Below are 14,764 nucleotides of genomic sequence, written 5' to 3'. Positions count from 1 at the left end.
TCAGAACTCGCCGTAGACCTCGAGGGTGTTCGCCGCGATCTGGGCCGACAGCTCATCGACATCGATTCCGAGCTCCGCGGCCATGAACCGCAGCGTCACCGGGATCAGGTAGGGCGCGTTCGGGCGCCCGCGATGCGGGGCCGGCGTGAGGAAGGGAGCGTCGGTCTCGACGAGGATGCGCTCGCGCGGCGTGACCGCGAGGGCGTCGCGCAGGTTCTGGGCGTTCTTGAACGTCACGTTCCCGGCGAAGCTGAGCCAGTAGCCGCGGTCCGTCGCGACGCGCGCCATCTCGGCGTCGCCGGAGAAGCAGTGGAACACGGTGCGCTCGGGAGCCCCCACCCGCTGCAGCGTCTCGAGGACGGCGTCATGAGCGTCGCGGTCGTGGATCTGCATCGCGACGCCGTGCTTCTTCGCCAGCGCGATGTGCGCCTCGAAACTCTCGAACTGCGCCGGCAGCCCGTCCTCCTCGGTACGGAAGAAGTCGAGGCCCGTCTCGCCGATCGCCCGCACGCGGGGCTGCGCGGCGAGCTCGTCGATGACGCCGATCGCCTCGTCGAGTCGCCCGGCCGCGGCGTACAGCGGCGCCTCGTTCGGGTGGATGGCGACGGCGGCGAGGACGCGCGGGTGCGACGCCGCCGCCCACGCCGACCACCGCGACGAGTCGATGTCTCCGCCAGCCTGGACGACGCCGATCACGCCGACGGATGCCGCGAGTTCGAGCTGCTCCCCGAGCGAGCGGGGCTCGTCGCCGTCCTCGATCTCGAGGTGGGTGTGATTGTCGTAGACCGGCACCGCGAGCGGCTCCGGCGCCTCCGGCCAGCGCACATCCCGGGCGGCCTGCGAACGCTGCCGCACATACTGCGAGACGTCAACCGTCGACTCGCCACGAAGTGACGATGTCGGGGTCGCCGGATCGGCGCTTTCTGGCGAGTCGACCATGTTCAGGCGGGCTGCTCGACGCGCGGGAACAGCGGGGCGAGCCCGTTGACCGTCGTGCCGGCGGGCAGCACGCCCCACGTGCCCGCCTCGCGCAGCGGCTGGTCCTCGATGCGGGCGTCGATGCCGAGCGCCACCCACAGCTTGCGCGTCGACTCGGGCATCACCGGCGACAGCAGCACCGCGAGGGCGCGCAGCCCCTCGGCCGCGGTGTACAGCACCGTGCCCAGCCGCGCCCGTCGGGTGTCGTCCTTCGCGAGAGCCCACGGCTCGTTCTCGGTGATGTAGCCGTTCAGCGCGTCGACGATCGTCCAGATGGCACCGATCGCCTCGTCGGGCCGGAACCGTTCCATCGCGGCATCCGCGGCGGTGGCGGCGTCCGCAACGACCCGTTGGATCGCGAGATCGCCCTCGGCGTACTCGGCCGGCGCGGGCACGATCGCCTCGTAGTAACGCTCGATCATCGCGATCGTACGCGACGCGAGGTTGCCGAATCCGTTGGCGAGCTCGGCCTGATATCGCGCGGACAGGTCCTCCCACGAGAACGAGCCGTCCTGACCGAACGCGATCGCCGACAGGAAGTAGAACCGGTACGCGTCCGACCCGAACACGTCGGTGATCTCGGTCGGCGCGATGCCGGTGAGCTTCGACTTCGACATCTTCTCGCCGCCGACGAGCAGCCAGCCGTGCGCGAACACGCCGCGCGGCACGTCGAGGCCCGCGGCCATCAGCATCGCGGGCCAGATCACCGCGTGGAACCGCAGGATGTCCTTGCCCACCACGTGGTAGGCGGGCCAGCGGCGCGCGAACTCGTCCGGGTCGGTGCCGTAACCGATCGCGGTGGCGTAGTTCAGCAGCGCATCGACCCACACGTAGATCACGTGCGACGGGTCCCACGGCACCGTGATGCCCCAGTCGAAGGCCGACCGCGAGATCGAGAGGTCCTTCAGCCCCGACTTCACGAACGAGACGACCTCATTGCGCGCCGACTCCGGACGCACGAAGTCGGGCTCGTTCTTGTACAGCTCCAACAGGCGGTCCTGGAACTCGCTGAGCTTGAAGAAGTAGTTCTTCTCCTGCAGCAGCTCGAGCGGCTTCGAGTGGATGGCGCAGACCTTGAGCCCTTCGAAGGCGCCGGTGCCGTCGGCGATCTCGGCCTCGGGCTTGAACTCCTCGCATCCCACGCAGTACAGCGCGGCGTACTCGCCGGCGTAGATGTACCCGCGGTCGAAGAGCGTCTGGACGAAGACCTTCACGCGCTCCTCGTGACGCTCCTGCGTCGTGCGGATGAAGTCGTCGTTGGCGACGTCGAGCGTGCGCAGGAGCGGGAACCACGACTCTTCGACGAGCTTGTCGACCCACTCCTGGGGAGTGACGTTGTTCGCCGCAGCGGCACGGAGCATCTTCTGACCGTGCTCGTCGGTGCCCGTCAGCATCCACGTGTCGTCGCCGGCTTGGCGGTGCCAGCGCGCGAGCGTGTCCACCGCCACCGTCGTGTAGCCGTGCCCGATGTGGGGCAGGTCGCTCGGGTAGTAGATCGGCGTGGTGATGTAGAAACTGCGGCCGTTGCTCACCCCGAGATTCTAGTTCGAGTGGGCGGACCGCCGGTGCCGTGTGTCGACGCGGCGGGGCGTCAGGCCGTCTCGCGCACGATGAGGGATGTCGGCAGCACGAGGGGTTCCGGCTCCGCCCCGGCGATCACCTGCAGCACCATGTCGACCATGGCCGAGCTGATCTCGTTCCACGGCTGCCGCATCGTCGTCAGCGGCGGGTCGTGCGTCGCCGCGAGTCCCGAATCGTCGAAGCCGGCGACGGCGATGTCGTCGGGCACGCGACGCCCGGTGCGACGGATGGCGGCGATCGCACCGACGGCCATGACGTCGGATGCCGCGAAGACGGCATCGATGTCGGGCGCCCGCTCGAGCAGCCGTGTCATCGCCGCCGCGCCTGCGTCACTCGAATAGACGTCCTGCTCGACGAGTTCGGGGTCGAACAGGTCACCCATCTCGTCGCGGAAGCCCTGCAGGCGGTACCGGCCGCCCGGGGTGTCGTCGGGACCGGTGATCACCGCGATGCGACGGTGACCGCGCGAGAGAAGGTGACGCGTCATGGTGCGCGCGGACTCCTGCTCGTCGACCGAGACGGTGGGGACGTGCGCCCGATCGCCGAGGGGGACACCGGTGCACACCGTGGGCACCCCCGCGGAGATCAGCGAGGCGAGCAGCGGGTTCGACTCGTGGGACGAGATGAGCAGCACGCCGTCGACGTGCCCCGCGCGCACGTACCGCTCGACGTTGGCCCGCTCCGCCGCGGTGTCGGCGATCATCAGAACCAGGGTCATCGACCGTTGCGCGAGGGCCTCGGTCGCACCCCGCAGGAGCAGGGCGAAGGTCGGGTCGGCGAAGAGCAGGTGCTGCGGCTCGGTCAGCAGGAAGGCGAGCGAGTTCGAGCGTCCCGTCGCCAGGCTGCGCGCGGCGTGGTTGGCGGTGTATCCGGTCTCGCGGATCGCACGGTCGACGGCTTCCCGCGCCTCGGGCGAGACCCAGTGTCCGCCGTTGATGACGCGCGACACGGTGCCGTGCGAGACGCCGGCCGCCGCCGCGACGTCGCGGATGGTCGGTTTGCGCGACGCGCCGATGGAGCCGTTCACGTCGGCGAGCCTACTCCGCGAGGCACGCCGGGGCCGGCACGCCTCGCGATGAGACGCCGCGTCTGGCACAAGAGCTGGGACCGGTCACAGTTCGATAACGACGCGTGTCCGGGATGGCGGGCTCGCTTACAGTTATCGCACACCCTGTGACCGGTCACAGTACGACCGGCGCATTCGAGAGACACGAGGACGCGTTTCATGCCTGCGAGCGTTTGGCCGGCCATCGACGGGATCGCCTACGGCGGCGACTACAACCCGGAGCAGTGGCCCCGCGAGATCTGGCGTGAAGACGTCCGCCTCATGCGCGAGGCGGGCGTGAACCTCGTCAGCGTCGGCATCTTCTCGTGGGCGCTCATCGAGACGAGCGAGGGCGTGTTCGACTTCGAGTGGCTCGACGAGATCATCGGCCTGCTCCACGAGAACGGCATCGCCGTCGACCTCGGCACCCCGACGGCGTCGCCGCCGGCCTGGTTCTTCGCCGCCCACTCCGACGCCCGCGCCGTCAACCGCGACGGCGTGGTCATGGGCTTCGGCTCGCGCGGCATGGCCTCGCACTCCGCTTCCGCGTACCGCGGGGCCGCGGTGCGCATCGCCTCGACGCTCGCCGAGCGCTACGCCGACCACCCGGCGGTCGTGATGTGGCACGTGCACAACGAGTACGGCGTACCCGTCGGCGAGGACTACTCCGAGCATGCGCAGCGCGCCTGGCGCGGCTGGCTGCAGGAGAAGTACGGGTCGCTCGACGCCCTCAACGCTGCGTGGGGCACCGCGTTCTGGGGCCAGCACTACGGCGTCTGGGACCACGTGGGCGTCCCGGCCGCCGCGCCGTCGGTCGTGAACCCGGCGCAGCGCCTCGACTTCGCCCGCTTCACCGACGCGCAGCTGCGCGCGTGCTTCATCGCCGAGCGCGACGCCATCCGGCGCTTCTCGTCTCTCCCGGTCACGACGAACTTCATGGCCAACCAGCACCACGGCTGCGACCTGTGGGCCTGGGCGCGCGAGGTCGACATCGTCTCGGACGACCACTACCTCTGGGCCGCGGACGTCGAAGGCGAGATCGGTCTGGCCATCGCCGCGGACCTCTCCCGCTCGGTCGGGGGCGGCAAGCCCTGGATCCTCATGGAGCACTCGACCTCGGCGGTCAACTGGCAGCCGCGGAACATCGCCAAGCGGCCGGGCGAGATGGCGCGCAACTCGCTCGCCCACCTCGGCCGCGGTGCGGATGGCATCCTCTTCTTCCAGTGGCGGGCCGGCCGCTCGGGGGCCGAGAAGTTCCACTCGGCGATGCTGCCGCACGCCGGCTCCGAGTCTCGGGTGTTCCGCGAGGTCGTCGACCTGGGCGCCAGGCTGAACCGCCTCTCCGAGGTGCGCGGTTCGCGTGTGCACGCCGACGTCGCGATCCTGTGGGACTTCGAGTCGTTCTGGGCGCAGGACCTGGAATGGCGTCCCTCCGAGGACGTCTCGCACGACGAACGCATCCGGGCGTTCTACGAGCGACTGTGGCGCGACAACATCACGGTCGACTTCGCCCTGCCCGGGCACGATCTCTCCGGCTACAAGCTCGTCATCGCGCCCGCGCAGTACCTCCTGCGCCAGGCCGACGCCGACAACCTCAACCGGTACGTCGAAGCCGGCGGCACGCTCGTGGTCTCGTTCTTCTCGGCCGTCGTCGATGAGAACGACGCGGTGCACCCGGGAGGCTTCGCCGCTCCGCTCGAGCCGTCTCTCGGCATCCGCGTCGAGGAGCACCTGCCCCTGCGCGCCGGGACCGCCACGACGATCGAGTTCGGCGGCGCGTCGCACACGGCAGACGTCTGGCATGAGCACCTCGTGGTCTCCGACGCCGAGGCCCGCGCGACCTACGTCGACGGACCGGGCGCGGGGATGCCGGCCGTGACGCGCAAGCGGCACGGCGCCGGCACGGGCTGGTACGTCAGCACGCGACCGGATGCCGCCGGCCTCGCCGCCATCATGGCCGAGGTCTACGCCGACGCGGGCATCGTCCCGCTCGGCGCACCCGCCGGACTCGAGATCATCCGCCGCGCGGGCGAGACCGACGACTACGTCATCGCGATCAACCACGCGGAGACGGACGCAGAGCTCGCCCTGGACGGCGTCGACCTGATGACAGGACACGCCACCCGGGGCACGCTGGAGGTGAGCGCGGGCGACGTCGCCGTCATCCGTGCTCCGCGCACAGCACACGGGAGCGGTCGATGACCGTCCCCGAGACCGAGAGACAGACGACGTCTCGCGGCAGGCACTGAGAGAAGAAGCCGACGCCATCCGGCGACGGCATCCACACCGGTCGTGACGGAGCGACCTCGCGAGAGGCCCTTCCGATCGACCACATCGGAAGGAAGATCCATGCGCAAGATCGGGACCGGCATCGTCGCCATCGCGGCGACCACCGTCCTGCTCGCCGGTTGCTCCGGCGGCAGCACCCCCAGCGAGAGCGGCAACGCCGACGAAGGTTCCGGCGGCTCGCTCGTCGTCTGGACCGACGCCAACCGCGCACCCGCCATCGAGGCGGCTGCGAAGGCGTTCGAAGAGGAGACCGGCACCAAGATCGAGCTGGTCCAGAAGAACTTCGAAGACATCCGCAACGACTTCATCAACCAGGTCCCGACCGGCGAGGGCCCCGACATCACCGTCGGCGCCCACGACTTCCTCGGCTCGTTCGTCTCGGCCGGTGTCGTCGACACGATCGACCTCGGCGACAAGGCCGACCAGATCGAGAAGGTCGCCGTCGACGCGTTCACCTACGACGGCCAGCTCTACGGCTTCCCCTACGCGCTCGAGACGATCGCGCTGGTGCAGAACACCGACCTCGTCGGCGAAGAGGCGCCGTCGTCCTTCGACGACATGATCGCCCGCGCCCAGGCGGCCGGCGCGGAGCGTCCGTTCGTCATCAACACCGCGGGCCAGAAGGGCGACGCCTACACGATGTACGGGTTCCAGACGTCGTTCGGCGCTCCCGTGTTCGTGCAGGACGCCACCGGCTCGTACACGACCGAGGTCGGCATGGGCGGCGAGGGCGGCGAGGCGTTCGCCACCTGGCTCGGCGCGCACGGCGAGGCCGGCTCGGGCGAGATCTCGACCACGATCGACTACGACACCAACAACGAGCTCTTCGCCGCCGGCACCGCCGCGTACACGGTGCAGGGACCGTGGGCCATCGAGACGCTCACCGCCAACGGCGTGAACGTCAAGGTCAACCCCATCCCGTCGGCCGGTGGCGAGACCGCTGCACCGTTCGTCGGAGTCCAGGGCTTCTACATCAGCTCGGAGAGCACGAACAAGCTGCTGGCCCAGGAGTTCCTGACCACCTACCTCGCGACCGACGACGCGCAGCGCGCGCTCTACGAGGCCGACCCGCGTCTGCCCGCCTGGAAGACGCTCGCCGCGGAGGTCTCGTCCGACCCCGTCGTGGCCGGCTTCCTGGCCTCCGCCGCTAATGGCGTGCCCCAGCCCTCGATCCCCGAGATGGGCTCGGTCTGGGACCTCTGGAACGCGGCACAGGTGCAGATCATCAAGGGCGGCGACCCCGTCAGCACCTGGAACACCATGGTGACCGACGTCCAGGCCACGATCGGCTGATCCCCTCCGGGGGCGGAGCATTCAGCTCCGCCCCCGGACCTCTCTCGTGAAGGAGATGCACATGTCGGTCCCCCAGGGAACCGTGAGCGAGAGCGCACCGCCGCCTCGCTCCCCCGATCGGTCGCAGCAGCCCGAACCGCACGGCCGACGCTGGTCGGGCATCGGCTGGGGCTTCATCGTGAAGCTCGTGCTGATGGCGATCGTCAACGCCTTCGGCCTGATGGGGGTGTTCGCCGCCGTCCAAGCCGAGTCGTGGCTCATCGCGACCGCCGCGGCCGTCCTGCTCCTCGCCGCCGACGTCGTCTACTTCACCAAGCGCGCACTGCCGCTGAAGTACCTGCTGCCGGGCTTGGCGTTCCTGCTTGTCTTCCAGGTCTTCATCTTCGGCTACACCGCGTACATCGCCTTCACCAACTACGGTGCCGGCCACGTGGGCTCGCAGGAGCAGGCGGTGGCTGCCGCCCTCGCCCAGGGCGAGCGCCGCATCGACACCTCGCCGTCGTACCCGCTCTCGGTCGTCGAGCAGGGTGGCGAGTACGGCTTCGCGATCGTCGACGACGGTGAGATCAAGGCCGGCGCCACCGACCGGCCACTCGAGGTCGTGGGCGAGACGTCGGGCGCAGGCGCTCCCACCGATGTCCCCGGCTGGAACGTCGTGCCGCGCGGCACCTTCCTCGGCGACCCCGCCCTTCAGGAGCAGATCGTCGAGCTTCGGGTACCCGTCTCCGACGACCCCAACGACGGCTCGATCCGAACGCGCGACGGCTCCACCGGTGCGGTGTACCTGTCGACGCTGACCTGGGATGCCGACGCGCAGACCATCACCGACACGGCATCCGGCGCCGTGTACACCGCGACCGCCGACGGACGATTCGTCTCCCCCGACGGAGCGGCCCTCCCGACCGGCTGGGTCGTGAACGTCGGGTTCGACAACTTCCTGCGCCTCGCCACCGACCCCGGGCTCCTCGAGCCGCTCGCCCTCGTCACGCTCTGGACATTCGTCTGGGCGGCGCTGTCGGTGATCATCCCGTTCGCGATGGGCCTCGTCGTGGCGCTCATCTTCAACGATCCTCGGGTGAAGGGCCGCAAGGTCCTCCGGACCCTGTTCATCCTCCCCTACGCCTTCCCGGCGTTCATGTCGGCCCTGTTGTTCCGCGGCATGTTCAACGCCGAGTTCGGAGTCATCAACGAGTTCTTCTTCGGGGGCGCCAACATCGACTGGCTCGGCGACCCCTGGCTGGCTCGCATCGCCGTACTCTTCGTCAACGTCTGGCTGACGTACCCGTACTACTTCCTGGTGTGCACGGGCGCCCTGCAGGCGCTGCCGTCCGACAGCCTCGAGGCCGCATCGATCGACGGCGCCGGGAGGTTCCGGCAGTTCCGCGCGATCGTCCTGCCGCTCGTGCTGGTGTCGACGGCTCCCCTGCTGATCTCGTCATTCGCGTTCAGCTTCAACAACTTCACCGTCATCTACATGTTCAACAGCGGCGGGCCGGCGATCCCCGGTGCGCCGTACGCGCTCGGCTCCACCGACATCCTGATCTCCGCGATCTGGCGCATCTCGGGAGTCTCGGGCGGCGCTGCCGACTACGGCCTGGCCAGCGCCCTGTCGATCCTCGTGTTCGTCGTGATCGGCGTGATCTCCGCCCTGGCGTTCCGCCAGACCCGCAAGCTGGAGGAGTACCAGTGATGTCTGCAACCACCACCGTCGCCACCACGCCCAGCCGCGTCGGGGCCCGGCGTCGCCGCTGGCTGCTCGAGGTGGGCTGGAAGTACCTCGTCGCGCTCGTCATCCTCTTCTACGCGATGTTCCCGCTGCTCTACGTCGTCTCGGCCGCGCTCAACCCGCGCGGCAGCCTCGCCGCGAGCAACCAGCTGTTCGGGGTCTTCGATGTCGCGAACTTCGCTTCGCTCGGCGGCACGTCGTACTGGACCTGGTACGGCAACACGCTGATCGTGAGCGGCGCGTCCGCGGTGGGCGCCGTGCTGATGGGAGCCGCAGCGGCCTACGCGTTCTCGCGGTTCCGCTTCCGCGGTCGCCGCGCGGGCCTGACGTCGCTCCTCATCATCCAGATGTTCCCGCAGGCGCTCGCGTTCGTCGCGATCTTCCTGATGCTGCTCGCTCTCGGCGAGGTGTTCCCCGCCCTCGGCCTGAACTCGAAGATCGCCCTCATCTGCGTCTACCTCGGCGGTGCGCTGGGTGTGAACACGTTCCTCATGTACGGCTTCTTCAACACGATCCCGATGGAGCTCGACGAGTCGGCGAAGATCGACGGCGCGACGCACGCCCAGGTGTTCTGGCGGATCATCATGCCGCTCGTGACCCCGATCCTCGCGGTCGTGGCGCTGCTGGCGTTCATCGCGTCGTTCGGCGACTACATCATCTCGAAGATCGTGCTGGTGTCGCAGGACAACTGGACGCTCGCCGTCGGGATGTTCCAATGGGTCTCGAACCAGCTCGCCAGCAACTGGGGCCTGTTCGCAGCCGGCGCCGTGCTCGCGTCGATTCCCGTGCTGGCGCTGTTCCTCGGCCTGCAGCGGTACATCATCGGCGGACTCACGGCCGGCTCCGTGAAGGGCTGACGCGCGAGAACGCACCCTCTCGCCGAAACCACACCGTCCCCGGCACGTCCTCGCCGGGACCGTACGCTTTCGCGCGCCCGCGCGCCGACCTCGAAGGAGAGGCTCATGCACCGAACCATCCCACGGCTGACCGCGGCCGTCACGGCGGCGGTCCTGTCGCTGGGGGCGCTCGCGCTCCCGGCGTCGGCGGCCGACGACCCGGCGGGCCCGGTCCCCAGCACGATCACCGTGCCGCGGGTCGAGAACCTGCCGGCCGACTTCATCGGAGGCGTCGACGTGTCGTCGATGCTGTCGCTTGAAGAATCCGACGTCGTCTTCCGCGACGCCGACGGCGAACCCGGCGACCTGTTCGCGATCCTGCGGGATGCCGGGGTCAGCGACATCCGCATCCGCGTCTGGAACGACCCCTTCGACGCCGACGGCAACGGTTACGGCGGCGGCGACGTCGATGTCGCCCGGGCGATCGAGATCGGAGAGCGGGCGACGGCCGCGGGGCTGGGCGTCCTGGTCGACTTCCACTACTCCGACTTCTGGGCCGATCCCGCCAAGCAGCAGGCGCCGAAGGCGTGGGCGGGGATGACCGTCGACGAGAAGGCCGCCGCGACCGGCACGTTCACGCGCGACGCGCTCACACGATTCCGCGACGCCGGCGTCGACGTGCGGATGGTGCAGGTCGGGAACGAGACCAACGGCGGCATCGCCGGCGTGTCCGGGTGGGACGACATGGCGCGGATCTTCAGCGCCGGGTCGGCCGCGATCCACGACGTCATGCCGGAGGCGCTCGTCGTGCTGCACTTCACCAACCCCGAACGCCCCGGTTTCTACGCGGGCGTCGCCCGCGAGCTCGAGGTGCGGGATGTCGACTACGACGTGTTCGCGTCGTCGTACTACCCCTTCTGGCACGGCACGCCCGAGAACCTGACCGCAGTGCTGTCGCAGATCGCCGAGACGTACGACAAGAAGGTGCTCGTGGCCGAGACGTCGTGGGCGTACACGCTCGATGACGGCGACGGGCACCCGAACGTCGTGAAGACACCCGAAGACGCGACGCGCTACCCCGTGAGCGTGCAGGGCCAGGCCACCGCCGTCCGCGACGTCGTCCAGGCCGTGGCGAATGTGGGCGACGCGGGCCTGGGCGTCTTCTACTGGGAGCCGGCGTGGCTTCCGGTGGGTCCGCCCGAGGAGCTCGAGTCCAACCGCGTGCTCTGGGAGCGCGACGGGTCGGGCTGGGCGTCGAGCTACGCCGGCGGCTACGAGCCGCACGATGCGGGCCAGTGGTTCGGCGGATCCGCGTGGGACAACCAGGCCCTGTTCGACCACGACGGCAACCCGCTCGCGTCGCTGAACGTGTTCTCGTACGTGCGCACCGGCGCGATCGCCCCTCGGACGGTCAGCGACGTGCAGCGTGTAGCCCTCACCGTCGCGGACGGCGACCCGGTCACCCTTCCTGACACCGTCACCGTGTCGTACACCGACGGGACCAGTGAGCAGCAGAACGTCGTCTGGACCCCCGGAACGGATGCCGTCGACGGCGTCGGCGTCTACACGTTCTCGGGCATCACGTCCGCAGGCCACGCCACGACCGCGACGGTCTCGGTCATGGCCCGCAACCTGATTCGGAACGGCGGCTTCGAAGACCCCGATGTCTCGATGTGGCGCTCGGAGGGACGCGGTCTCACGGTGCGCGCGACGGACGACCCGCGCTCGGGCACATATTCGGCGCACTTCTGGGCCGACGCCGCGTATTCGTTCACCCTCGAGCAGGAGGTCGTCGTTCCCGAGGCGGGGTGGTACACCGCATCCGCCGCGGCGCAGGGCGGGGCAGCCGGCACCGACGGGCGCCTGCGGCTGAGCCTCGCTGACGCCCGCACCGCCGCTCGCGCGACGGCGACAGAGGCCGACTTCGCTCTCACCGGCTGGCGCGTGTGGTCCACCCCGACCACCGAGGCCGTGTTCGCATCCGCGGGCGGCACCCTCACCGTCCGGATCACGGGCGATCTGCCTGCCGGGGCCTGGGGAACGCTCGATGACGTCTCGCTCGTCCGGGCCGCACCGGCGGCGGACTTCTCGGCCCTGACGGCAGCGACCGTCCGCGCTGGATCGCTCGACCGATCGCTCTACACGGCGACATCCCTGGCATCGGTCGACGCCGCGCTGGAGTCCGCGCTTTCGATCCTGGCGGCCGCGTCGACGTCGCAGACGGACGTCGACGCGGCGACGACGACGCTTCGAGCAGCGATCGATGCGCTCGTCACCGTGGCGCCCGCTCCCGAGGCATCCGCACCGGCGATGCCCGCACCGGCACCCTCCCCCGCATCCGCGGATGCCGGCCCGCTCGCCGCGACCGGCGGAACACTCCCCCTCGCGGCGCTCGCCATCGCCACCCTGCTGCTGCTCGTCGGCGTCCCTCTCGCCGCCCGCCGCCGGCGCGAAGGCTGATCGCCGAGAACGCACCGTCGCCGCGAGAGCGTGCCCTCACCGGTACGTTCTCGCGGCGGCGGTGCGTTCTCGCGGGGACGGCGTTCTCGCGTCAGGGGCGCGTGCGCGCCGCGAGCGCAGCCTGGTACAGATCGCGTGACGACAGACCGGTCGCGCCGGCCACCTCGGCGGCCGCGTCTTTGAGCCGGATGCCGTCGGCCACGAGCCGCTGCACCTGAGCGAGCGCATCGGCGGGATCGATCTCGCGCACCCCGGCGCCCTCGATCACGATCACGATCTCACCGCGGACGCCCTCGGCCGCCCACGCGGCGAGCTCGTCGAGGGTTCCCCGGGCGACCTCTTCGTGCAGCTTCGTGAGCTCGCGGCAGACAGCCGCCCGCCGTTCCCCTCCGAACGCGTCGGCCATCGCACGGAGCACCTCGGCGATCCGCGACGGCGCTTCGAAGAAGACGAGCGTGCGCTGCTCGCCCGCCAATTGATCGAACAGCCGGCGCCGCTCCCCCGGCTTGCGCGGCGGGAACCCCTCGAACGCGAACCGATCGGTCGGAAGCCCCGAGACGGCGAGCGCGGCGAGCACCGCGCTCGGTCCGGGGAGGACGGTCACGGTCACTCCGGCTGCGGCGGCCGCCGCCACGAGTCCGAACCCGGGGTCGCTGACCGTCGGCATCCCGGCGTCACTGAGGACGAGGACGTCCTCGGTGCGCGCACGCTCGACAAGCTCGGCGGCCCGCTGCTTCTCGTTGTGATCGTGCAGCGCGATCAGGCGCGGGCGATTCGTGACGCCGAGCGCTTGCAGCAGCCGCTGCGTGGTGCGCGTGTCCTCGGCGGCGATCGTCGTCGCCTGCTCGAGGGCCGTGACCAGCCGCGTCGTGGCGTCGCCGAGGTTGCCGATGGGCGTCGCGGCGAGGATGATCACCGCCCCAGCATAGGCTGGCGGCGTGACGACGACCGCTGAGCCGCTGCTCCCCGAGACTCGTCGGCCGACCCTTCTCGACCGGTGGCACGAGCGCTTCTTCGGCGACCCGCTCTTCGCCCGACGGGCGGCCTGGATCGCACCCCTCGTCATCACGCTGATCGCCGCCGTCCTGCGGATGTGGAACCTCGGGCACCCCCACGCCGTGGTCTTCGACGAGACCTACTACGTCAAGGACGCCTGGAGCCAATGGGTGCTCGGCTACGCCGCGACCTGGCCCGACGGCGCCGACGAACGCTTCCTCGCCGGCGAGACCGTCATCTTCACCACGACGGGCAGTTTCGTCGTCCACCCTCCGCTCGGCAAGTACCTCATCGGGCTTCCCATGGCGCTGTTCGGCGCCGACTCGACTTTCGCCTGGCGTCTCGGCACGGCGCTCGCGGGCACGGCGTGCGTGCTCGTGCTGTACCTCCTCGCGCGCAGCCTCACCGGCTCGATCGTCTTCGCCTCGCTCGCGTCCGGTCTGCTCGCGATCGACGGCCTCGGCATCGTGATGAGTCGCGTCGCCCTGCTCGACATCTTCCTGACGCTGTTCACGCTGCTGGCGTTCTGGTTCGTCGTGCTGGATCGCAACCGCTCCCGGGTCGTGCTCGCCGAGCGCATCGCGGCGCGGTGGGACGACATCGGCGCGCCCGCCTGGGGTCCGGTGCTCTGGAACCGTCCGTGGGTGATCGCCGCGGGCGCGGCCGCCGGCGCTGCGACCGCGGTGAAGTGGTCGGGGGTGTGGGTGCTGGCGGCGATCGGCATCTACCTGGTGGTGAGCGATGCCCTGGCGCGCCGCAGCGCCGGCATCCTGCACTGGCCGGCCGACGCGACCGCCCGTCAGGGAGCGGTGTCGTTCGTGCTGCTCGTTCCGGTGGCGCTCGCGGTCTACCTCGCGTCGTGGACCGGCTGGTTCGTCACCGACGGCGGGTACGACCGGCATGCGGCGGACGCGAACCCGGCGACCGGCTTCTGGTCATGGGTGCCGCTGCCGCTGCAGAGCCTCTGGCGCTATCACGAGTCGATGTACGGCTCGACGGCCGCGATGTCGACTCCTCACGCCTACGCGAGCCCAGCAGCGCAATGGCCGCTGCTGCTCCGACCGACGTCGATGTACGCGGGCAGCACTCCCGGCGGCACGGGATCGTGCACCGATGCGAACGGCTGCTGGGAGATCCTCTACAGCATGCCGAACCCGATCGTCTGGTGGGCGGGCGTGGCGAGCGTGCTGTACCTCGTCTACCTGTTCTTCCGCACCCGCGACGGCGCCTACGGCATCGTCCTGACCGGTGTGATCGCGACGTACTCGCCGTGGCTGCTCTTTCCCGAGCGCACGATCTTCCAGTTCTACACCGTGCTCATCCAGCCGTTCCTGCTGCTCGCGCTCGTGTTCGTCATCCGATCCGCTGTGCGCTCGGCGCGGCGCGACCGGGGAACCACGCGCGGCGTCGAGCGCATCGTGCTGGTGTTCCTCGGGGTCGTCCTGGTCCTCGCTGCGTTCTGGTTCCCGTTGTGGTCGGCGATCTCGGTTCCCTACGAGTTCTATCGGCTGCACAACTGGCTCCCCGGCTGGGTCTGACGCGCGCCCGACGCCGCCCCGT

The 14,764-nt window shown here is 70.0% G+C and carries 10 protein-coding genes; 6 read left to right on the top strand and 4 right to left on the bottom strand.

The window, feature by feature from the left end; genetic code table 11:
* The 3 genes from DEU36_RS00130 to DEU36_RS00120 are packed head-to-tail and all read right to left on the bottom strand — an operon-like array spanning position 1 to position 3,586.
* The gene (locus tag DEU36_RS00130) at positions 1-939 is read right to left on the bottom strand and encodes a TatD family hydrolase (protein WP_120262392.1); all 939 of its coding nucleotides are present in this window, start codon (positions 937-939) and stop codon (positions 1-3) included.
* Between the two features lie 2 nt (positions 940-941).
* Positions 942-2,510: a methionine--tRNA ligase gene (gene metG, locus DEU36_RS00125; RefSeq protein WP_120262391.1), complete on the bottom strand. Its 1,569-nt coding sequence runs from the start codon at positions 2,508-2,510 to the stop codon at positions 942-944.
* 59 nt (positions 2,511-2,569) lie between these two features.
* Entirely contained in the window at positions 2,570-3,586 is a 1,017-nt protein-coding gene (locus DEU36_RS00120; protein WP_120262390.1) for a LacI family DNA-binding transcriptional regulator, read from the bottom strand.
* Positions 3,587-3,784: 198 nt separating this feature from the next.
* Here DEU36_RS00120 and DEU36_RS00115 point away from each other — a divergent pair, with 198 nt between their 5' ends.
* The 5 genes from DEU36_RS00115 (at position 3,785) to DEU36_RS00095 (ending at position 12,208) form a co-directional block, all read left to right on the top strand.
* Positions 3,785-5,806 carry a beta-galactosidase gene (locus DEU36_RS00115; RefSeq protein ID WP_120262389.1) on the top strand — a complete coding sequence of 674 codons (2,022 nt, stop codon included), beginning with the start codon at positions 3,785-3,787 and terminating at the stop codon, positions 5,804-5,806.
* Between the two features lie 147 nt (positions 5,807-5,953).
* Positions 5,954-7,186 carry an extracellular solute-binding protein gene (locus DEU36_RS00110; protein ID WP_120262388.1) on the top strand — a complete coding sequence of 411 codons (1,233 nt, stop codon included), beginning with the start codon at positions 5,954-5,956 and terminating at the stop codon, positions 7,184-7,186.
* A 61-nt stretch (positions 7,187-7,247) separates the two neighbouring features.
* The gene (locus DEU36_RS00105; RefSeq protein WP_120262387.1) at positions 7,248-8,876 is read left to right on the top strand and encodes an ABC transporter permease subunit; all 1,629 of its coding nucleotides are present in this window, start codon (positions 7,248-7,250) and stop codon (positions 8,874-8,876) included.
* Entirely contained in the window at positions 8,876-9,769 is an 894-nt protein-coding gene (locus tag DEU36_RS00100; protein ID WP_120262386.1) for a sugar ABC transporter permease, read from the top strand. Before DEU36_RS00105 ends, DEU36_RS00100 begins: the two co-directional genes overlap by 1 nt.
* Positions 9,770-9,874: 105 nt before the next feature.
* On the top strand, positions 9,875-12,208 hold the full coding sequence (locus DEU36_RS00095; protein ID WP_120262385.1) for a glycosyl hydrolase 53 family protein: 2,334 nt from the start codon (positions 9,875-9,877) through the stop codon (positions 12,206-12,208).
* A gap of 91 nt (positions 12,209-12,299) precedes the next feature.
* Here DEU36_RS00095 and rsmI read toward each other — a convergent pair whose 3' ends face one another.
* A complete protein-coding gene (gene rsmI, locus DEU36_RS00090; RefSeq protein WP_120262384.1) occupies positions 12,300-13,124 on the bottom strand; it encodes a 16S rRNA (cytidine(1402)-2'-O)-methyltransferase in 825 nt (274 codons plus the stop codon).
* A gap of 22 nt (positions 13,125-13,146) precedes the next feature.
* On the opposite strand from rsmI, the gene DEU36_RS00085 reads away from it, so the two are divergent.
* Positions 13,147-14,742: a dolichyl-phosphate-mannose--protein mannosyltransferase gene (locus DEU36_RS00085; protein ID WP_120262383.1), complete on the top strand. Its 1,596-nt coding sequence runs from the start codon at positions 13,147-13,149 to the stop codon at positions 14,740-14,742.
* The last annotated feature ends 22 nt before the right edge of the window (positions 14,743-14,764 follow it).

The sequence above is a fragment of the Microbacterium sp. AG238 genome (assembly GCF_003610405.1).
Taxonomy (GTDB): Bacteria; Actinomycetota; Actinomycetes; order Actinomycetales; family Microbacteriaceae; genus Microbacterium.
The sequence above is the reverse complement of the archived record's forward strand: the minus strand, read 5'-3'. Positions and strand labels throughout refer to the sequence as shown.